This is a genomic window from Kribbella sp. VKM Ac-2566 (genome assembly GCF_004366005.1).
Classification (GTDB): domain Bacteria; phylum Actinomycetota; class Actinomycetes; order Propionibacteriales; family Kribbellaceae; genus Kribbella; species Kribbella pratensis.
Genome location: NZ_SODT01000008.1, coordinates 424,296 through 444,671, shown reverse-complemented (window position 1 = coordinate 444,671; position 20,376 = coordinate 424,296). Strand labels below are relative to the sequence as shown.

Sequence of the window (20,376 nt, the reverse complement as noted above, 5' to 3'; positions counted from 1 at the left end):
GTGAGTGGGTCAGTTGGTTGTGGGGAGGATGGTGAGGATGCCGGTGGCGTCGAGGATTGCTTTGCCCAGGGTGAAGGCGCTGGTGGTGTCCTGGCCGGTGGTGCGCCATGCCTCCGCCGTGTACCACTCACCGGTTTTCTGGAAGCGTTCGGCGGTGAGGCTGTCGAGGATGTAGGTGTTGTCGTTCAGGGTGACCTCGCCGGGCGGGATGACCGCACCGGCGTTCTGCACCATGCCGGTCGCGGTGGTGCCGCCGCGCATCGTCACCTGGTTGCCGGAGACAACGATGTCGCGGAGCTGGTTGGTGCCCCACGGGCCCGAGCCGCGGGTGCGGGACTGGATCGCGATCCCGTTGACGTTGTTCGCCACCACGTTGTCGCGGACCTGGACGTTCGACGACGTGTTCACGTTGATCCCGCCGCCGTCCCACAGCGACGTACCGGATCCGCGGCCGGTGCCGAAGCCGTTGCCGCTCACCACGTTGTCCTCGATGACGCCGTTGCGGCCGATCTCGTAGCGGATCCCGTCCGCCGCGTTGTCGAGGATCTGGTTGCTGCTGAAGGTGCGGCTGTCGTCGTACGCGTCGCTCCACAGCCCGACGCCGCGGTTGTACTGGATCAGGTTGCCGCTCACCCAGCCGCCGCTGGACCAGGTGGTCTTGATCCCGCCGGACTCCCAGTCCGCGATCCAGAAGCCGTCGGTGTTGTTGTAGCTGACCTCGTTGGCGGCAATGGTTGCCTTCAGCGTGCTGTACTGGCCGATGCCGAGCTGGCCGTTCGAGTGGATGTGGTTCCTCTCGAGTACGGCGCCGTCCGCGTTCACCAGCATCGCGCCGACCCCGTGGTTCCAGCGGATGTCGTTGGCGATCACCTTCCAGCCCAGGCCGAGCACCACCGCACCGCCCTGCGGCGGGGTGGCGAAGTGCTCGATCGTCAGCCCGCGGACGGTCACATTGGTCGCGCCGGACTCGATCGCGGTCTGCGTCTTCGACATCTCGATCGAGTGCCCGGCCGGGTCGCTGCCCAGGTAGATCGCGTTCGCCGCGTAGTCGGCGTAGAAGGTGCCGGGGGCAACCTTGTCGCGGGTTGCCACCCGGGTCAGGTGCTTGCTGTCCCGGAACAGCTGCTCGCCCAGGTAGCAGATGTTCGCCGTGTTGTCCTCGCATTGCCCGGTCTGCGGGTACGCCGGTGGCAGGGCTCCGGTGGTCACCCAGTCGCCGTTGTTCGGCGTCCATTTGGTGAGTCTGATCGATCCCGTGAGTACGGCGCCGTCGTTACCGGCGAGCACCTGGTCCGCCTTCGGGTGGATCGTCTCGGTGATCCGGTGCCAGCCGCGCGTGAAGCAGAACGTCGTCCCGGTCGGTGCGTCCTCGACGATCCGGGCGGCGTTGTCGCTGGTGCGGATCGGCACACCGCTGCAGGCGGGCGCCACCGCGGGACCGGTCCGGAACGTGCCGTCGGCCGGCGGAACGGTGGCGGACGGAGCGGCGGTAGGTGGAATGGTTGCAGGTGGAGTGAGGGTGCCCTGCGCAGGCAGGGGGCTGACGGCAACCAGACTGGTGCCGACTGCAACAACTGCAACGACTGCTGTTCTCATAGAGGAGCCTCCGGTGGCACAGGTAGCCCTGAGCGCACCCCCCATGGCGCGGCTTCGCTACGCAGATTACCCCTACGTCACGTAGTCATGGCAATACGTAGCGCACAAACATGTTGCGAAAGGCAAGCGGTCAATTCGCGAGAAAGCTGCCGACTGTGTCCAGGCCGGCGTCCTGCCAGCCGGCGGCGGTGAGCTTGGTGCCGAACCGGGCGAACCGCTGGGTGCCGAGGTCGTCGAGGACGTACTTGTTGCCACTGAAGACCACTTCACCGGCCGGCACCGTGGCGCCGGAGTTCTGGACCATGCCGGTGGCCTGGGTCCCGCCGGTCATCTCGATCGTGTTCCCGCTGACCCGGACGTCGCGCAGCAGGTAGGTGCCCCACGGCCCGCTGCCGCGGGTCCGGGACTGGATCGTCACGCCGTTCACGTTGCCCGACACCCGTGCCCTTGATGGTGACCCCGGTCGAGGTGTTCACGTTGATCCCGCCGCCGTCCCACAGCGACGTACCGGATCCGCGGCCGGTGCCGAAGCCGTTGCCGGTCACCGTGTTGCCTTCGATCGTGCCGTTGCGGCTGATCTCGTACCGGATGCCGTCCGCCGCATTGCCGGCAATCTGATTGTCGCTGATCACCCGGCCGTCGTCGGCGACGTCGGCCCACATCCCGATGCCCAGGTTGGACCTGATCACGTTGCCGCTGACGGTTCCCGAGGACCGGGTGGACTTGATGCCGCCGGACTCCCAGTCGGCGATCCAGAAGCCGTCGGTGTTGTTGGAGCTGATCACGTTCCGGGTGACGGCGGCCGCGGTCGAGCTGTACTGCCCGAGGCCGAGCTGGCCGTTGTGGTGGATCAGGTTCTTGTCGACCTTGGTGCTGTTCGCCTTCACCAGCATCACACCGACCGCGTGGTTCCAGCGGACGTCGTTGGCCGTCACCTTCCAGCCGGGCCCGGAGACGAGCGCCCCGGCCTGCGGTGCGCTGGCGAAGTGCTCGATGGTGAGGCCGCGCACGGCCACGCCGCTGGCGCCCGACTCGATCGCCGTCGCCGTCTTCGACATCTCGATGTCGTGACCGGTCGGGTTGCTGCCGAGGTAGATCGCGTTCGCCGCGTAGTCGGCGTAGAACTTGCCGGCCTTGACCGCCGCGACACTCGCGACCCGCGTCAGGTGCGTGTCGTCGAGGAACAACTGCTCCCGCAAGTAGCAGATGTTCGCCTTGTTGTCCTCGCACTCACCGCTCTTGCCGTACGCCGACGGCAGCGCACCCCGCACAACCCAGACGGACCCGGACTTGGCCCACCCGCTCAGCGGCACCGACCCGGTGAGTACGGCGCGCTGCGCGCTCGCCAGCACCTGGTTCGCCTTCGGGCGGATCGTGTCGGTGATCCGGTGCAGGCCTGCCGCGAAGCAGAACGTCGTACCGGCCGGCTTGGAGTTCACGATCGACTGGGCATTCTGGCCGGGCTTGATCACCGTGCCGACGCACGGCCCGGCGACGGCAGGGCCGGCCACGTCGGAGTCGACGCCGGGCGGCTTCGGGAGCTTGGGCTCGACCGGCTTGCTCGGCGTCGCCGACGTGGTCGGCTTGCGGGTCGGATGCGGCGTCGTACCCGGCTTCTTCGGCGGCGCGGTCGTAGCTGTGGTCTTCGGCCGGCTCGTACCGGGCTTCGCCGTGGTGGTCTTACCCGGGCTGTGCGAGGGCAGCACGCGAGACGCGGCCTGCTCGGACTTCGCCGCGGTCGTCGCCTTGTTCTCTCCTGCGATGACCGGCACCGCGACCGTGACGACGGCCGCCGCCGCAGCGATGAGCGCTGCGAACCACAACTTCCTCAATGCACTCTCCTGGGAGCGGGCGAGACCAGGCGTAGTTACTCGGGGACTTAAGGTAGTGCCATGCGGGTCGCCATGTTGCACAACCGTTACCGGACCGGTCAACCCAGCGGTGAGAACACGGTTGTCGCGCAAACGGTTGATTTGTTGCGTAACTCAGGACATGAAGTCGACCTTTACGCCCGAAACAGCGACGACATCGCCGAGATGGGGCGAAAAGATCGCGCTCTGTTACCGTTTCGCTCCGTTTGGTCATTTTCGGCGGAACGCGATTTAACACAGCTATTGCAGGCGCAGCGGCCCGATGTGGTGCATGTGCACAACACTTTCCCGTTGTTCAGCCCCTCGGTGCTGCGGGCGGCGTACCGGCTGGACCTCCCGGTCGTGGCAACGCTGCACAACTTCCGGCTGCTGTGTGCGAACGGTGTCCTGCAGCGTGACGGCGGGCCGTGTGAGTCGTGCATCGGGAAGGTGCCGCTGGCGGCCGTGAAGCACGGTTGTTACCGCGATTCGCGGGTGCAGACCTTGCCGCTGGCGACGAGCATCGGCGTGCACAACGCCTTGCACACGTGGCAGCGGTACGTCGGGACGTTCGTCGTACCGTCCGAGTTCGTGCGGGACCGGTACGCCGCGGCCGGGTTCGATCCGGAGCGGTTCGTGGTGAAGCCGCACGCCGTACCGCATTCAGGTGCGGTACGCAGCGGCGCGGGGGACGCGGTGGTGTTCCTCGGAAGGTTGAGCGAGGACAAGGGGTTCGCGGATCTCCTGCAGGCGTGGGACGCGTCGCTCGGCCGATTGGTGGTGGTGGGCGATGGTCCGCTGCGGGCGGGGGCCGAGGAACGCGCCCGGAAAGACCTGTCGATTCAGGTGCTTGGTCAACTGCCCTGGGCGGACGGCATGGAACAGCTGCGGTCTGCGCGCGCCGCCGTCGTACCGGCCCGTTCGTATGAGAGTTTCGGGCTCGTGGTGGTCGAGGCTTTCGCGCACGGTGTGCCCGTGGTCGCGTCCCGGCTCGGGGCGCTCGCGGAGCTCGTCGACGACGGCGAATCCGGTGTACTGACCGCGCCCGGCGATCCGGAAGGATTGCGGAAGGCGATCGGGTTGGTGGCTGATCCCGAGACTTCGATAGCCTTCGGCGAACGAGCCCGTCAGGTCTATTTGGAGCGCTTCACACCGGAGCGTGACCTGGTGGCCATGGAAAGGATCTACACCGATGCGATCGCCCGGCACTCCGCCAGCGGCCGGGCGCGCACGGAACCACGGGTATGAAGACGCAGGGGGCAGCGTCGTTCCGGACGGAATTCAGGAGTTCGCGTTGGGGGATGTAACTGTGGGCAGTGTGCCCCGGGTCGGCTGCGTGGCTGGAGTCTTCGACCTGTTCCACGTAGGCCATGTCGACGTGCTCGAGCGGGCGCGGCGGCACTGCGACCGGCTCGTCGTGGCGGTGCTGTCCGACGACTGGGCGCTGGACGCGTGGGGCGGGCGGCCGTTCGTGCCGCTGCTCGAGCGGGCACAGATCCTCGAGCACCTGCGCTGCGTCGACGAGGTGGTTGCCGTGGACGACGTACGGTCCGGTTGGCTGACCGGCGTACTGGGAGTACAGACCGTGTTCGCTGCCGGCGCCACGGACGGCGTGCTGGGGGTGGGCGAGCTCGACGGGATTCCGGCCGGGCTGATCACCGTCCTGCCCGCCGGCCGCGGCTCGCGCAGCCCGATCCTGCGTGCCGCGATCGACCAGCGGCAGTCCCGCAGTTCGAACGTCGCATGAGTGGGCTGCGAGACACCGTCGCGCAGCTTTCCCGGGCGCAGAAGCCGTCGGCCGGTACGCCGGCGTACTCACGATTCGTGAACCGGCGGATCGGGCGCGTGTTCGCGGCCGCCGCGTTCCTCGGGAGGCGGACGCCGAACCAGGTGAGCCTCGCGTCCGGGTTCTGCTCGCTCGTCGGGATCCTGCTGCTGGCCTGCGTGCGCCCGTCACTCGGCCTGGCGCTGGCGGTGACGTTGTTGCTCGTCCTCGGGTACGGGCTGGACTCCGCGGACGGGCAGCTGGCCCGGCTGCGCGGCGGCGGGTCCCCGCTGGGGGAGTGGCTCGACCACATGATCGACGCGGTCAAGATCGTGCTGCTGCACAGCGCCGTACTGATCTCGTTCTACCGTTTCGATGCCTTTGACAACGATCTGGTGCTGCTGGTCCCGCTCGCGTACGTCTGCGTGTCGTCGGTGCTGTTCTTCGGGCTGATCCTGATCGACCAGCTCCGCCGGCGGCACGACGCCTCCTCGAAACCCAACGTGCGCGGCGATTCCGTGGTGAAGTCGTTGCTCATCGCACCGACCGACTACGGCGTACTGTGCCTGGTCTTCCTCGCCTTCGGTACGCCGTCGTTGTTCGTCGTGCTGTACGGCGCTCTGCTGGTGCTGAACGTCCTTTTCCTCGCGGCCGCGGTCCGGAAGTGGTACCGGGAGATGGCCGCGCTGGGGGTGCGCGCCTGATGGCGATCGTCGGGTACGCGCCCGGGGTGTACGACATGTTCCACATCGGGCATCTGAACATCCTGCGCCGCGCCCGCGAGTACTGCGACCACCTGATCGCGGGGGTCGTCGAGGACGATGTCGTCACCCGGATCAAGGGCCGGCCGCCGGTGGTTCCGCACCAGGAACGGATGGATGTCATCCGGGCGCTCGACCTTGTCGACGAGGTGGTCAGCGACTGGTCGAGCGACAAGTTCGAGATGTGGCAGCAGCTGCGGTACGACGTTCTCTTCAAGGGCGATGACTGGAAGGGAACGGAAAAGGGGAAGAGACTGGAAAGACTGCTGGGTGAGGTCGGCGCACAGGTGCACTATTTCCCGTACACCGCCTCCACCTCGAGCACGGATCTGCGCAGGCTCCTGGAGGGGATGAGCTGATGTACGGCCGGCCGAAGGTACTGCTCAGCGCGTACGCCTGCCGGCCGACGGGCGGCTCCGAGCCGGGCGCGGGGTGGGCGTGGGCCAAGGCGGCGGCGCGGGACCACGACGTCTGGCTGCTGACCCGGGGCAAGTTCGTGCACGAGATCGAGGAAGAGCTCGCGGCGCGGCCGGTGCCCGGTCTGACCGTCGTACCGCTCGAGCTGCCTCGCTGGATCCTCCGGCTGCGGCGACGGCCCTCGGACGTGTACTGGTACTACCCGCTGTGGCAGGGACTGGCTCGGCGTACGGCGCGGCGCCTGCATGCGGAGCAGTCGTTCGACGTGATCCATCACCTGACCTTCGCGGTCGACTGGATGGGCGCGGGCGTGGTCGAACCGTCGTCCGCCAAGGTGATCTGGGGACCGGTCGGCGGGTCGACGAGCGCGCCGCTGTCGATGGCGCACTGGCTCGGCGCACGCGGTGTGGTGGGGGAGCTGGTACGCCGTGCGTACACCGGGCTCCGGCGCCGCGCGACCGGGCGGCGAATGGCGCGGACCGCCGACCTCATGGTTGCCCAGAACAACGATGTGGCGGAGGCGTTCGCGCCGTACGCTCGCGAGATCGTGGTCCAGCCCAACGTGGCGATCCGGCGCTTCACCGCGTCCGGTCCTTATGAGCCGTTCGGTGCTCCCGGTGTGAAGACGGCGCTGTTCGTCGGGCGGCTGATCCCGTGGAAGGGCGTGCTGCTCGCGATCAGCGCGCTCGCCCGTCCAGAGGCGGCCAACTGGGAGCTGCGGATCATCGGCGACGGTCCCGATTGGGGACGCGCGGAGAGCCTGGCCTGGCAGCTCGGTGTTCGCGATCGTGTCGAGTTCATGGGCGCCCTGCCTCGCGAGGAGGTGCTGGCGGCCATGTTCCGCGCCGACGCCCTCCTTGCCCCCGCGTTCCGCGAAGCCGCCGGCTGGGCCGTCACCGAGGCCCTCGCCTCCGGCTGCCCCGTGGTCTGCGTGAACCGCGGCGGCCCCGCCGTCATCGTCGGCCCCGACGAAGGCGTCACCGTCCCCTGGCAAGGCGACGTAGTAGGCGAACTCGCGAAGGGTCTCGCCTCGCTACGCGGCCGAATCACCCCAGTAGACCGCTGGGGCCCCGACCGCCTCCCCGACCTCCTGGCCGACTGGTACACCCCCGCCCGCGTCTCCCGCTAACCCCACCCCCGCAGGCGCCCGGTTGGCAACGAGCGCGTCCCGTGCGGCGGTCGAGTCCGCCTGTACGACGTCGTTCGAGCAGGCTGTCGTGAGCATCGACGCGGCACTCCGAGCGGACGGGTGAGGAGGGGGTACGTCGTCTGCTGGAACTGACCGAGTTCTGGCCCGGAAGCATCACAGCTCGACCGTCCAGTGCGGCTCGCAACGAGCCTTCGGCAAGCGTTCGCCCAGTCCGGCCAGGCCGCCTGACGCCGACCGGAACGCGGGAGGGGGTGAAGCTCAGTCGCGGGCGGTTTTGCCGGGGAGGGCGAGCATTCGGTCGAGGGCAACCTTGGCGTAGTGCTGGGTGTCGGCGTCCACCTTGATGGGGTTGACGACGTGACCGGCTACGAGGTTCTCCAGGGCCCAGACGAAGTGCGGGAGGTCGATGCGGTTCATCGTGGCGCAGTAGCAGACCGTCTTGTCGAGGAAGACGATGTTCTTGTCGGTGTGCTGCTTCGCGAGGCGCTGGACCAGGTTGAGCTCGGTGCCGACGGCCCACGACGTACCGGGTTCGGCGGTTTCCAGGGCATTGATGATGTACTCCGTGGAGCCGACCTGATCCGCCTTCGTGACCACCTCGTGGCGGCACTCGGGGTGGACGATCACGTTCACGCCGGGGACCCGCGAGCGGACGTCGTCGACCGATTCGGGGGTGAACCGGCCGTGCACCGAGCAGTGCCCGCGCCACAGGATCATCTTCGCGGCCGCGAGCTGCTCGTTCGTGAGGCCGCCGTTCGGCTTGTGCGGGTCGTAGACCACGCAGTCGTCGAGCGACAGTCCCAGCTGCAGTACGGCGGTGTTGCGGCCGAGGTGCTGATCCGGGAGGAAGAGCACCTTCTCGCCCTGCTCGAACGCCCGGTTGAGCGCGGTCTCCGCGTTGCTCGACGTACACACGACGCCGCCGTTGCGGCCGCAGAACGCCTTGATGTCGGCGCTGGAGTTCATGTACGTGACCGGCACCGTCACGTCCGCGACGCCGGCGTCGGCGAGCGCGTCCCACGCGGCCTCCACCTGCTGGATACGCGCCATGTCCGCCATCGAACAGCCGGCCGCAAGGTCCGGCAGGATCACCGTCTGCTCGTCGTTGGTGAGGATGTCCGCGGACTCCGCCATGAAGTGCACACCGCAGAACACGATGTACGGCGCGTCCGGGCGGGCCGCCGCGTCGCGGGCGAGCTTGAACGAGTCACCGGTGACGTCCGCGAACTGGATCACCTCGTCGCGCTGGTAGTGGTGCCCGAGCACGAACACCTGGTCACCGAGCGCCGCCTTCGCCTTCAGCGCCCGCTCGACCAGGTCCGGGTCGGACGCCGGCGGGAGCGCGCCCGGGCACTCGACACCGCGCTCGGAGTGCGGGTCGGTGTTCTGCCCGAGGAACAGCAACGGAAGGGACTTCGAGCCGTCTGCGATCGTCGTCACGTCAGATATCGTCGCACGCCGATCGCGGTGCGCCGCGTGGGGCACGTCACTGCTCAGAGTGTGAAATCAGTACAGTCCTGGTGTGAAGATCGCGGGGCTGGTGCTCGCCGCGGGGGCCGGGCGGCGGATGGGTACGCCGAAAGCGCTCGTCCGGGACGCTGACGGGGTGACGTGGGTGGTCCGTACGTCCCGTCTACTCACCGAGGCCGGCTGCTCGCCCGTTGTCGTGGTCGTGGGAGCGTCCGCGGATCAGGTGCGCGGGGAACTGTCCGACGAGCCGGTCGAGGTTGTCGAGGCAACCGATTGGGACGAGGGGATGGGGGCGTCCCTCCGTGCGGGCCTTCGCTCAACTGACACGTTGTCGGACGCGGTACTCGTGGCGACGGTGGACGTGCCGGGGCTGACGGCGGCCGCTGTACGGCGGGTTGCGAACCGCGTCGGCGAGGACGCTCTGGTGCGGGCGACGTACCGGGGTGTGCCGGGGCATCCGGTGCTGATCGGGCGGGCGCATTGGGACGGGGTGATCGCGTCGGCGCGGGGCGACGAGGGGGCTCGGGGCTACCTGCGGGAACACGAGGTGGTCCTGGTCGAGTGCGGGGATGTGGGTGACGGGGAGGATGTCGACACGGTCGGGGAGCTCCCGCCGGGGCACGGGTGAGGGTTGGCAACCGTGGGAAGTGGGTGAATGCTGAGGGAGTGAGTGCCGTCGGCTCGGCCGCTGAGCTTGCCGAGTGTCTGCGGGCGACCGGGTATCTAGCCGGAGAGGGCTTGGCCACGGTCGGGTATCTCGCGCTCGCGTTGCATCGCCCGTTGCTGCTGGAAGGCGAGCCGGGCACCGGCAAGACCTCGCTCGCGGGCGCTATCGCCGAGGCGCTCGACCTGGACCTGATCCGGCTGCAGTGTTACGAGGGCATCGACGCCTCGCAGGCGCTCTACGACTGGGACTTTCCGCGCCAGATCCTGCATCTGCGCACCGTCGAGGCGACCAGTTCCGACGCGGCGGTCGAGGAGGTCGAGAAGAGCCTTTTCGACGAACGGTTCCTGCTGTCCCGTCCGGTACTGCGGGCCCTCCGCGAAAGTCCAGCCGTACTGCTCGTCGACGAGATCGACCGTGCCGACGACGAGTTCGAGGCGTTCCTGCTCGAGGTGCTTTCGACGTACGAGGTGACGATTCCGGAGCTCGGCACGATCACCGCTGAGGTGCCGCCGATCGTCGTGCTGACCTCGAACCGGACCCGCGAGGTGCATGACGCGCTCAAGCGACGGTGCCTGTACCACTGGATCGACCATCCGGGTCTGGCACGCGAGATCGAGATCGTCCGGACCCGGCTGCCTGCGGTGTCCGCGCGGCTTGCCGAGCAGGTCACTCGATCGGTGCAGCGGATGCGTGAGCTCGATCTGCTCAAGCCGCCCGGTGTCGCGGAAACGCTCGACTGGGCGCGCGCGCTCGATGCGCTCGGCGCCGATGTACTCGATGTCGAGACGGCAGCCGCGACCCTCGGGGCGGTCCTCAAGTACCGCGAGGACACCGACCGCGTCCGCGAATCCCTCGACCGCCTGCTGGCGAGCTGAGACCCCGATGGCAGCTCCAGATCTTGCGCTTGCAGGGTTTGCTACTGCGCTTCGGCACGCCGGACTTGCGGTCACGGCCGATCGGGTGCAGCTCTTCCTGCAAGCCGTTGCTTCTCTCGACGCCACCCTGACCGCGGACGTGTACTGGGCCGGCCGCGCCGCACTGTGCAGCGGCCCCGACGACACCGCGAGGTACGACGAGGTGTTCGCGGCCTGGTTCACCGGCGACCGATCGCGCGGCGTCGTCCCGAGCCGCACCCCACAGCTCTCCGTTCAGGCCAACCTCGGCGAAGGCGCCGACGAGACCGAGGGCGACCACACTCTCAACGTGTCCGCCAGTACGACGGAAGTCCTCAGGCACCGCGACGTCGCCGAACTGTCGGCCGCCGACCGCGCCGAACTCGCCCGCCTCTTCGGGACCCTCCGCCCGCAGACCCCGATGCGCCGCGCGAATCGTCGCCGCCCGTCCCATCGCGGCGAGATCGACCCGCGCCGCACGTTGCGTGCCCAACTGCGCCAGGTCGGCGAACCGGGCCGTGTCCGCTACCGCCGCCGGGGCGTCCGGCCGCGGCGCGTCGTCGTACTGATCGACGTCTCCGGCTCCATGCGCCCGTACGCCGACAGTCTGCTGCGGCTCGCGCACGTGATGGTCCAGCAGGCGCCGCGGTCGGTCGAGGTCTTCACGATCGGCACGCGGCTCACCCGCGTCACCCCGGCGCTGCGGCGTCGCGATCCTGAGTTCGCGTTGCGGTTGGCGGGTGACGTCGTACCGGACTGGTCGGGTGGGACACGGCTGGGGGAGGTGCTGAAGGTGTTCCTGGATCGCTGGGGTCAACGCGGTACGGCGCGACGGGCCGTCGTCGTGGTGTGCAGTGACGGGTGGGAGCGCGGCGACGCGTCGCTGCTCGGTGCGCAACTGCAGCGGCTGGCGGGGTTGGCGCATCGCGTGGTGTGGCTGAATCCGCATCGCGGCAAGCGGGGATACGAGCCGGTGCAGGCCGGGATCGTCGCCGTACTGCCGCACCTGGACGACCTTGTTGCCGGGCACAGCTTGGCCAGCTTCGCCGAACTCCTGGAGGTGGTGGCGGATGCGTGACGTGCTCGACAAGCTGCTGACGTGGTGGCAGGCCGGCGAATCGGTTGCCGTTGGCACCGTTGTCGCGACGTTCGACTCGGCGCCCCGGCCGCCGGGTGCGGTGATGCTGGTCGGCCCTGAGCTGGAGGTGGTCGGCAGCGTGTCGGGCGGGTGCGTCGAGGGCGCGGTGTACCAGCTCGGCGAGGAGATCCTCGAGTCCGGCGAGCCCGTGCTGCAGCGGTACGGCGTGAGCGACGAGTCGGCGTTCGCGGTCGGACTCACCTGCGGCGGCATCATCGACGTGTTCGTCGAGAAGGTCGACCGTACGACGTTCCCGGAACTGGCGGAGGTCGCAGCGGACATCGCCGAGGGCCGCCCGGTCGCGGTCGCGATGGTCGTCGCACATCCCGACCCGAAGAGGGTCGGCCGCCGCCTGATCATCCGTCCAGAGCCGACCACCGAGACCCCGACGCCGAGAGCTAGCACTGCTAGCGCGGAGGCAAGCGGCGCTGGGGCGGGTGCGGGGGCGCGGGGAAGTCTTGGGTCGGATCGGGCTGATGATGCGGTGCTTGATGATGCGCGTGGATTGTTGGCAAACGGACGATCGGAGACGTTGGAGTACGGGCCGGACGGGCAGCGGCGGGGGGAGGGGATGCGGGTCTTCGTGTCGTCGTACGCGCCGGTGCCGCGGATGCTGGTGTTCGGGGCGATCGACTTCGCGGCGGCGGTCGCGCGCCTCGGGTCGTTCCTCGGGTACCGCGTGACCGTCTGCGACGCGCGGGCGGTGTTCGCCACCGCGTCGCGGTTCCCGTCCGCGGACGACGTGGTCGTGGACTGGCCGCACCGGTACCTGTCCGGTGAGGCGGCGGCCGGCCGGATCGACGACCGGACGGTGATCTGCGTACTGACGCATGACCCGAAGTTCGACGTACCGCTGCTGGAGGTCGCGTTGCGGCTGCCGCAGGTCGCGTACATCGGCGCGATGGGATCGCGGCGTACGCACGACGACCGGCTGAAGCGGTTGCGGGAGGCCGGGCTGACCGAGGAAGAGGTGGCGCGACTCGCGAGCCCGATCGGTCTGGACCTCGGCGCGCGGACACCGGAGGAGACCGCGGTGAGCATCGCCGCCGAGATCATCGCCCAGCGGTGGGGTGGCGCCGGGCAACGACTCTCCGCGGCAGCGGGGCCGATCCACCACTGATCAGCACTGACCGACTCTTGTGGTCCACATCACAACAGGAGCAGGATCAAAAGTACGGCGATTGCTGACATCTGGAGGCGGGGCGATGACCCGGATCACGGTCAAGGTCGACGGAAGCAGCTTCACCGACGAGGTGGAGCCGCGCACGCTGCTCGTGCTGTATCTGCGCGAGCAACTGGGGAAGACGGGCACTGTGGTCGGCTGCGACACCGGCAACTGCGGCGCCTGCACGGTTCACCTGGACGGGCGGAGTGTGAAGTCCTGCTCGTTGCTCGCGGTCCAGGCCGACGGTCATGAGATCACCACCATCGAAGGGCTCGCGACGAACGGCGAGCTGCACCCGATGCAGCAGGCCTTCCACGAGAACCACGCCTTGCAGTGCGGATACTGCACGCCAGGCATGATCATGCAATCCATCGATCTGATTGCAGACAATCCGAATCCGAGCGACGAGGACATCCGGCACGGGCTCGAGGGCAACCTCTGCCGCTGCACCGGCTACCAGAACATCGTCAAGGCCGTCCAGGCGGCAGCAGCTGCAGCACCCGCAGCACCCGCAGCAGTCCAGCACAGCGCGGCCGGAGGTGCGCAATGACCGCCACCGAGGAACGCCCGGCGACCGAGATCGGCGCCTCGCGCCGGCGCAAGGAGGACGCCCGGCTGATCACCGGCCGGACCCGCTGGACCGACAACATCGTGCTGCCCGGCCTGCAGCACCTCGCGATGGTGCGCAGCCCGTTCGCGCACGCCCGGATCACGGCGATCGACACCGAGGCGGCCAAGGCGGCGTCCGGCGTCGTTGCCGTGATCACCGGCGCCGACATCGCCGACGAGCAGGGCGCGCTGCCGAACGCGTGGGCCGTCATCCCCGACCAGAAGGCGCCCGTCCACCCGTCGATGGCGGTCGACCACGTCGCGTTCGCCGGTGAGATCGTCGCGATGGTCATCGCCCGTACTGCGGCCGAGGCGAACGATGCCGCCGACCTCGTCGACGTCGACTACGACGAGCTCGAACCAGCCCTCGAACTCAAGGCGGCCGCCCGCGACGAGGTGATCGCGCATCCGGATCTCGGGACCAACGTGTCCGCGGTGTGGTCGTACGACTCGGCCGAGTCGGGCACCGGTGGCGACGTCGAGGCGGCGATCGCGGCCGCCCGCGACGGCGGCATCGTGATCGAGAAGGAGTTCCGCCAGCAGCGCCTGATCCCGGCGTTCATGGAGCCGCGGTCGATTGTCGTCGATCCGACAACTGAACAGATGACCGTCTGGTCATCGACCCAGGTACCGCATTTCGTGAAGATCTTCATCGCGCTCGTGCTCGGCATCCCGGAGAGCAAGATCCGGGTGATCGCACCGGACGTCGGCGGAGGTTTCGGCGGCAAGCTGCAGTTCACCCCGGAGGAAGTACTCACGGTCATCGCGGCCCGGCGTACCGGGAAGCCCTGTAAATACACCGAAACCAGGTCCGAGTCGTTGATGGTCGCGCACCACGGCCGGGACCAGTGGCAGCAGGTCACGCTGGCCGCGAACGCCGACGGCACGGTCACCGGGCTGAAGGTCGAGCTGATCGCCGACATGGGCGCGTACCTCGGCCTGGTCACGTCGGCGATCCCGCTGCTCGGGGCCTTCATGTACAACGGGATCTACAAGTTCCCGGCGTACCACCTGGGCATCACCAACGTGTTCACGAACAAGACGTGGACCGATGCGTACCGCGGCGCCGGCCGGCCCGAGGCGACGTACGCGATCGAGCGGCTGATGGACGAGCTCGCCGCCCGGGTCGGCGTCGACGCTCTCGAGATCCGCGAGCGGAACTGGATCAAGCACGAGGAGTTCCCGTTCTCGACGGTGTCCGGGCTGCGGTACGACTCCGGCAACTACGAGGCCGCGACCGCGAAGGCGCGCCAGCTGTTCGGGTACGACGACCTGCGGGCCGAGCAACGCAAGCGGCGCGAGTCCGGCGACCCGGTGCAGCTCGGGATCGGCATCTCGACGTTCACCGAGATGTGCGGCCTGGCCCCGTCACGGTGGCTCGGCTCGATGGGGTACGTCGGCGGTGGCTGGGAGCACGCCGCGGTACGGATGCTGCCGACCGGGAAGGTCGAGGTCGTCACCGGGACGAGTCCGCACGGCCAGGGACACGAGACCGCGTGGAGCCAGCTGGTCGCGGACCGGCTGGGCGTGGCGTTCGAGGATGTCGAGGTACTGCACGGAGACACGCAGGTCGCCGTACGCGGGCTGGATACGTACGGGTCGCGGTCGCTGGCCGTCGGCGGCATGGCGGTGCTGGCCGCCGCGGACAAGGTGATCGAGAAGGCGAAGCCGATCGCGGCGCAGCTGCTGGAGGCGAACGCGGACGACCTCGACTTCAGCGGCGGACGGTACGGCGTGCGCGGGACCGACGCCGGGATGACGATGGCCGAGCTCGCGTTCGCGGTCTTCCAGGGGCACAAGCTCGACGGCTCGGCCGAAGCGTGCCTGGACGCCGACGCGACTCTCGACCCGGACGACTTCTCGTTCCCGCACGGCACGCATCTGTGCGCGGTCGAGGTCGACACCGAGACCGGTGCGACGAAGATCCGCTCGTACGTCTGCGTCGACGACGTCGGTGTGGTGGTGAACCCGATGATCGTCGAGGGGCAGGTGCACGGCGGTCTCGCACAGGGCATCGCGCAGGCGCTGTTCGAGGAGGCGGTGCACGACGAGGGCGGGACGCTGGTCACCGGGTCGTTCGACCAGTACCTGGTGCCGGGGGCGCCGGATCTGCCGGCGTTCGAGACGGCGCGGACCGAGACGCCCGCGACCACGAACCAGCTCGGTGTGAAGGGAGTCGGCGAGGCCGGGACCATCGCGTCGACGCCGGCTGTCGTCAATGCGATTGTCGACGCGCTGCGGCCGCTCGGGGTCACGGACGTGCAGATGCCGTGTACGCCGTACCGGGTCTGGAAGGCGATCCAGCAAGGTGCCCAGGAAGGTGCCCAGGAAAGTGCCCAGCAGAAGGAGGCGCGGTCATGATTCCGGCGGCGTTCGAGTACTTCAGCCCGACGAGCGTGGACGAGGCGCTCGGGTTGCTGCGCGAGCACGACGACGCGAAGGTGCTGGCGGGCGGGCAGAGCCTGATGCCGGCGCTGCGGTTGCGGCTGGCAGCCCCTGAGGTGATTGTCGACATTCAGAAGATCGACGAGCTGCACGGAGTGCGGGACGACGGCGACGCGCTGGTGATCGGCGCGATGACTCCGCACAGTACGGTGCAGTCGGATCCGCTGGTCAGTGAGCACGCTCGGCTGATTTCGTTGGCCACGGCAACGGTCGGGGATCCGCAGGTCCGGCACCGCGGGACGTTCGGCGGGTCGCTGGCGCATGCGGATCCGGCGGCGGACCTGCCCGCGGTCGCGGTCGCGCTGGACGCGTCGTTCGTGATCGCCGGGGCGGACGGCCGGCGTACGGTGCCCGCCGCGGAGTTCTTCCAGGGCGTGTTCAGTACGGCGGTCGGCGAGGACGAGTTGCTGGTCGAGGTCCGGGTGCCGAAGTACACCGGGTGGGGCGCGCACTACGAGAAGTTCAACCGGGTCGCGCAGGCCTGGTCGATCGTCTCGGTCGCGGCCGCGGTACGGCTGGACGGCGACTCGATCGCGGAAGCGCGGGTCGGGCTCGGCAACATGGGCCCGGCCCCGGTCCGGGCAACCGCGGTCGAGGCTGCGCTGGTGGGGCAGCCCGCGACCGCGGAGGCCGTCCGCGAGGCCGCGGCGCGGGCGGCGGACGGCACGTCACCGGGGAGCGACCTCAACGGTGACGCGGACTACCGGCGACATCTCGCCACGGTGCTCACCCGGCGGGCGGTCCTGGCCGCGGCAGGTACGGCGTGAAGCTCGAGCACAGGTTCGTCGTACCGGCGCCCGTGGAGGAGACCTGGGCCGCGTTCAACGACCTCGAACGGGTGGTGCCGTGTTTCCCCGGCGCCACCCTGGCGACGCACGAGGGTGACGAATTCACCGGCTCGTGCAGGGTCAAGCTCGGGCCGGTGTCGCTGCAGTACAACGGCACCGGCACGTTCCTCGAGCGGGACGAGTCCGACCATCACGCCGTGATCGAGGCCAAGGGCAAGGACAAACGCGGCAACGGTACGGCGACGGCTCGGGTCACCGCCCGCCTGACCGGCACGGACTCCGGGGTCACCGAGGTCACCGTCGACACGGACCTGACCATCACCGGCCGGCCCGCCCAGTTCGGCCGCGGACTGATCCAGGACGTGTCCGACAAACTCCTGGCCCAGTTCACTGCCTGTCTGACCACCAAGCTGAGCACGGCTGCCGAAGAACCCCCGGCGGCAACCGAGCCTTCCGCACAGCAGTCATCGCCAACCAGCGCCCCACCGGACACCGACGCTGTCCCGCTGGACCTCGGCACCACACTCGTCCCGGCCCTGGCCCGCCGCGCAGCCCCCTACCTGATCGGAGCCACCCTGGCCCTACTCCTCCGCCGCCTGCTCCGCCGCTGACAGGAGTCAGCCGAGCAGCCCTTCGCGGCACGCCCGGTCCGCGCGCCGCGTCGTCTCCGGCAACCGATAACGCGGCGCCAGCCGCAGCACGTGATCGATCGCGGTCTCCAACCGCACTCGATGCCCCACCGACACATACACCGGCTTCACCCCGTCCTGCGTCCGCACCGCAGCACCGACAACCTCCCCGCCATCGACCAGCTCAGCCCACGCGCCGCGCTCCTCCGCGAGCTCGCGATGCGTCCCGACGAACGTCGTCTTCGCGGCACCGATCGCCGGCAGCTTCGTGAGTACGCCGAGGTGACACGCCAGACCGAACCGTCGCGGATGCGCGATCCCGTGTCCGTCGCACACCAGCAGTTCCGGCGTGATCGTGAGCTGTTCCAGCGCGGTGAGCAAGGCGGGCACCTCGCGGAACGCGAACAAGCCCGGCACATACGGGAACGTCGTCACACCATTCACGACCGCGCGATCAACCTCCGCGAGCGTCTCCCGATCCAGTACCACGACAGCGGCCGCCAGCCGGTCACCGTCGTACGCGACGTCGAGGCCGGCGACGTACCGCGGCGTCTTGCCCGCGTCCGTGGCATCGACCTGACTCCGCAACTCCTCCTGCACCGCGATCGCCTCGGCGGCGGTCGTCGGCCAACGCATCGTCGTCGGCCACTGCATCAAGAATCTTCCGGCATGGGAGCGCCGCCGGGCGGCCACTCGACGAGCTCGATGCGGTAGCCGTCCGGGTCGAGGAGCCAACAGGTTTTCGGGCCGTCGGGACCGCCCGGAAGTTCGGCGGCGCCGGGGTGCAGACCTGCCGCCGTGAGGCGGGTGAGGGTGTCGGCGAGTGACTCGACCTCGATCGCGAAGTGCGCGAACCCACCCACCTCGACCGGGCCGTCCGCGGGGCGGTGGACGAGTTCGAGCGACACGGACGGCTCGTCCGGCAAGCGGAGCCAGACCAGGCTGGAGCCGTCCTCGAACGGGATCGTGGCGAGCTTGACGTACCCGACCCCGTCGTAGAAGGCGAGCGAACGCTCCAGGTCGGTCACGCGCAGCGCGAACAGGATTGTCTTCATGCCGAACGATCCAACTGTCCTCTCCAGGCCCCGTCAATCCGCGTGCTCCCTGAGCGCTAACGACAGGAGGTGTCCGGTGATCGCAGTGGGTTTGCGGGCTGCTCACGCGGGCGGTGCGGTGTACGTATATGACTACGTCCTGTCGTTAGGCCCGCCAAGCACGCTGGCGGACTTGGACGGGGCGCCCGACCGGCAGGTGCTGTGAGGGAGGATGTGCGCATGCGGATTCTGATTGCGCCGGACAAGTTCGCGGGGACGCTCACGGCTGTGGAGGCTGCGGCGGCCATCGAGGAAGGGTGGCGGCGCCGGGACCCGGGTGCTCAGGTCCTGGTCGCGCCGATGGCCGACGGTGGTCCAGGGTTCATCGACGTACTGTCCGCGGTGGTCGACGGGAAGCTGCTCTCGGTCACGGTGCGCGGGCCACTCGGCGAGGAGACTCCGGCGACGGTGCTGCTGGCAGGGGAGACGGCGTACATCGAGACCGCGCAGGCGTGCGGGTTGCACCTGGTAGAGCCGAAGCAACGGCGGCCCGAGGACGCGACGACGTACGGCGTCGGTCAGCTGATCACCGCCGCGGTCGATGCCGGCGCGAAGCGGATCATCCTCGGCCTCGGAGGTTCCGGCACGAACGACGCCGGCGCCGGTCTGCTCGCCGCGCTCGGTGCGACTGCGGAGTCCGGTCAGCTGGACAGGGGAGCTGCGGGGCTGGCTGGGCTGGGGTCCGTGGATCTGGGGCCGGCTCGGGAGCGGGTCGCGGGGGTCGAGTTCGTTGCGGCCAGTGATGTGGAGAACCCGATGCTCGGGTTGCGGGGCGCGACGAATGTGTTCGGGTCGCAGAAGGGGATCTCGGACGAGCGCAAGCCGGAGGTCGACGGTTGGCTGACGCACTTCGCGGAGCTGGCCGACCGGAAGACGGCGGACAAGAAGGGTGCGGGTGCCGCGGGCGGGCTCGGGTACGCGCTGCTGCTGCTCGGCGCCGAGCGGGTCTCCGGGATCGACCTGGTCGCGGAACTGACCGGGCTCAAGCAGAAGGCGTCGCAGGTCGATCTGGTCATCAGCGGTGAAGGGGCGTTCGACTTCCAGTCCCGCGACGGCAAGGTGATCGCGGGCGTTGCGAAGATCGCGAACGACGCGATGCGCCCCTGCGTCGTGCTCGCGGGCAAGGTCTTGATCGGCTCCCGCGAGATGCGTTCGATGGGTGTCGAGTCGGCGTACGCGCTGGTCGACGCGGTCGGCGAGGACCAGGCGTTCGCGGACCCTCACGGCTCACTGGCCGCGGTCGCGGAGCGTGTCGCCCGCACCTGGGCCCGGTGACCACCCTCTGACGGGGTAGTTGATCTGCGAAATTGGTGTGCGACCATGGGAATGAGCGCGGGTCGGGTGATGTTGGCCTGTGTTGACAAGAGACTTCCGTGCCGACGCAGCTGTACGTCGGCACTTGAGCAGATGACTGGAGTCAGGAATGACTGAAGCGCAGACCGAGCAGGCCGTTGCCACGGGTGTTCTCCTCACCGACGGGGCCGCCGCCAAGGTGAAGGCGCTGCTCGACCAGGAAGGCCGCGACGACCTCGCGCTCCGGGTCGCCGTGCAGCCGGGTGGGTGCTCCGGGCTGCGGTACCAGCTGTTCTTCGACGAGCGTCAGCTCGACGGCGACGTGGTGGCCGACTTCGGTGGTGTGAGTGTCGTCACCGACCGGATGAGCGCTCCGTACCTCAAGGGTGCGTCGATCGACTTCGTCGACACCATCGAGAAGCAGGGTTTCACCATCGACAACCCGAACGCCACCGGCTCCTGCGCCTGCGGCGACTCGTTCAACTGAGCTGACTCCGAAGCCCCTGGCCGCCGGCAGGCGACCAGGGGCTTCGGCATGTCCAGACTTCCGTAGCGATCGTGCCAATGTGTGAATCCAAGCTTGTTGGGTACGGATCGGCCCCGTGTGGGAAGGTGCTGATCGACCTCAACGCGCAGGTCGACGTCG

21 protein-coding genes are annotated in these 20,376 nt (G+C 68.9%); 15 read left to right on the top strand and 6 right to left on the bottom strand.

The genetic code is table 11. The annotated features are described in order from the left end of the window. Positions 1-9: 9 nt before the first annotated feature. The 3 genes from EV647_RS05110 to EV647_RS05105 form a co-directional block, all read right to left on the bottom strand. Positions 10-1,596, bottom strand: a complete 1,587-nt coding sequence (locus EV647_RS05110) for a right-handed parallel beta-helix repeat-containing protein (RefSeq protein WP_238177040.1) — start codon at positions 1,594-1,596, stop codon at positions 10-12. Positions 1,597-1,726: 130 nt separating this feature from the next. Next, positions 1,727-1,900, bottom strand: a complete 174-nt coding sequence (locus EV647_RS42820; protein WP_238177039.1) for a hypothetical protein — start codon at positions 1,898-1,900, stop codon at positions 1,727-1,729. Next, on the bottom strand, positions 1,863-3,428 hold the full coding sequence (locus EV647_RS05105; RefSeq protein ID WP_238177038.1) for a right-handed parallel beta-helix repeat-containing protein: 1,566 nt from the start codon (positions 3,426-3,428) through the stop codon (positions 1,863-1,865). The genes EV647_RS42820 and EV647_RS05105 overlap by 38 nt, the downstream gene beginning before the upstream one ends. Positions 3,429-3,488: 60 nt before the next feature. Here EV647_RS05105 and EV647_RS05100 point away from each other — a divergent pair, with 60 nt between their 5' ends. From EV647_RS05100 to EV647_RS05080, 5 genes are all read left to right on the top strand, one after another. Then, positions 3,489-4,694 carry a glycosyltransferase gene (locus EV647_RS05100; RefSeq protein WP_133999122.1) on the top strand — a complete coding sequence of 402 codons (1,206 nt, stop codon included), beginning with the start codon at positions 3,489-3,491 and terminating at the stop codon, positions 4,692-4,694. A 61-nt stretch (positions 4,695-4,755) separates the two neighbouring features. Next, positions 4,756-5,193, top strand: a complete 438-nt coding sequence (locus EV647_RS05095; RefSeq protein WP_238177037.1) for an adenylyltransferase/cytidyltransferase family protein — start codon at positions 4,756-4,758, stop codon at positions 5,191-5,193. Continuing rightward, a complete protein-coding gene (locus tag EV647_RS05090; RefSeq protein ID WP_133999119.1) occupies positions 5,190-5,915 on the top strand; it encodes a CDP-alcohol phosphatidyltransferase family protein in 726 nt (241 codons plus the stop codon). Before EV647_RS05095 ends, EV647_RS05090 begins: the two co-directional genes overlap by 4 nt. Further along, complete coding sequence (locus EV647_RS05085; RefSeq protein WP_133999116.1) at positions 5,915-6,331, top strand: adenylyltransferase/cytidyltransferase family protein; 417 nt, start codon at positions 5,915-5,917, stop codon at positions 6,329-6,331. Before EV647_RS05090 ends, EV647_RS05085 begins: the two co-directional genes overlap by 1 nt. Next, positions 6,331-7,518, top strand: coding sequence for a glycosyltransferase family 4 protein (locus EV647_RS05080; RefSeq protein ID WP_133999113.1), 1,188 nt, complete (start codon positions 6,331-6,333; stop codon positions 7,516-7,518). Before EV647_RS05085 ends, EV647_RS05080 begins: the two co-directional genes overlap by 1 nt. Positions 7,519-7,797: 279 nt before the next feature. Here EV647_RS05080 and nadA read toward each other — a convergent pair whose 3' ends face one another. Continuing rightward, a complete protein-coding gene (nadA, locus tag EV647_RS05075) occupies positions 7,798-8,979 on the bottom strand; it encodes a quinolinate synthase NadA (RefSeq protein WP_133999110.1) in 1,182 nt (393 codons plus the stop codon). 82 nt (positions 8,980-9,061) lie between these two features. Between nadA and EV647_RS05070 the strand changes: the two genes are divergently transcribed. From EV647_RS05070 to EV647_RS05035, 8 genes are all read left to right on the top strand, one after another. Continuing rightward, entirely contained in the window at positions 9,062-9,637 is a 576-nt protein-coding gene (locus EV647_RS05070) for an NTP transferase domain-containing protein (protein WP_202876044.1), read from the top strand. 38 nt (positions 9,638-9,675) lie between these two features. After that, a complete protein-coding gene (locus EV647_RS05065; RefSeq protein WP_133999108.1) occupies positions 9,676-10,551 on the top strand; it encodes a MoxR family ATPase in 876 nt (291 codons plus the stop codon). Between the two features lie 7 nt (positions 10,552-10,558). Then, positions 10,559-11,647, top strand: coding sequence for a VWA domain-containing protein (locus EV647_RS05060; RefSeq protein WP_133999105.1), 1,089 nt, complete (start codon positions 10,559-10,561; stop codon positions 11,645-11,647). Continuing rightward, positions 11,640-12,827, top strand: coding sequence for an XdhC family protein (locus EV647_RS05055; RefSeq protein WP_133999101.1), 1,188 nt, complete (start codon positions 11,640-11,642; stop codon positions 12,825-12,827). Before EV647_RS05060 ends, EV647_RS05055 begins: the two co-directional genes overlap by 8 nt. Positions 12,828-12,912: 85 nt before the next feature. Next, positions 12,913-13,422, top strand: a complete 510-nt coding sequence (locus EV647_RS05050) for a (2Fe-2S)-binding protein (RefSeq protein ID WP_133999098.1) — start codon at positions 12,913-12,915, stop codon at positions 13,420-13,422. After that, a complete protein-coding gene (locus EV647_RS05045) occupies positions 13,419-15,842 on the top strand; it encodes a xanthine dehydrogenase family protein molybdopterin-binding subunit (protein WP_133999095.1) in 2,424 nt (807 codons plus the stop codon). The genes EV647_RS05050 and EV647_RS05045 overlap by 4 nt, the downstream gene beginning before the upstream one ends. Next, positions 15,839-16,693: a xanthine dehydrogenase family protein subunit M gene (locus tag EV647_RS05040; protein WP_133999092.1), complete on the top strand. Its 855-nt coding sequence runs from the start codon at positions 15,839-15,841 to the stop codon at positions 16,691-16,693. The genes EV647_RS05045 and EV647_RS05040 overlap by 4 nt, the downstream gene beginning before the upstream one ends. Continuing rightward, positions 16,690-17,325, top strand: coding sequence for an SRPBCC family protein (locus tag EV647_RS05035; RefSeq protein WP_133999089.1), 636 nt, complete (start codon positions 16,690-16,692; stop codon positions 17,323-17,325). Before EV647_RS05040 ends, EV647_RS05035 begins: the two co-directional genes overlap by 4 nt. A 6-nt stretch (positions 17,326-17,331) precedes the next feature. On the opposite strand, the gene nfi is transcribed toward EV647_RS05035, so the two are convergent. Both nfi and EV647_RS05025 read right to left on the bottom strand, forming a co-directional pair. Next, positions 17,332-17,997: a deoxyribonuclease V gene (gene nfi / locus EV647_RS05030; RefSeq protein ID WP_133999086.1), complete on the bottom strand. Its 666-nt coding sequence runs from the start codon at positions 17,995-17,997 to the stop codon at positions 17,332-17,334. Further along, the gene (locus EV647_RS05025; RefSeq protein WP_133999083.1) at positions 17,997-18,398 is read right to left on the bottom strand and encodes a VOC family protein; all 402 of its coding nucleotides are present in this window, start codon (positions 18,396-18,398) and stop codon (positions 17,997-17,999) included. Before EV647_RS05025 ends, nfi begins: the two co-directional genes overlap by 1 nt. Before the next feature lie 219 nt (positions 18,399-18,617). Between EV647_RS05025 and EV647_RS05020 the strand changes: the two genes are divergently transcribed. Then, positions 18,618-19,712 carry a glycerate kinase gene (locus EV647_RS05020; RefSeq protein WP_133999078.1) on the top strand — a complete coding sequence of 365 codons (1,095 nt, stop codon included), beginning with the start codon at positions 18,618-18,620 and terminating at the stop codon, positions 19,710-19,712. Positions 19,713-19,860: 148 nt separating this feature from the next. Then, on the top strand, positions 19,861-20,217 hold the full coding sequence (locus EV647_RS05015) for an iron-sulfur cluster assembly accessory protein (protein WP_130446795.1): 357 nt from the start codon (positions 19,861-19,863) through the stop codon (positions 20,215-20,217). Positions 20,218-20,376: the final 159 nt, after the last annotated feature.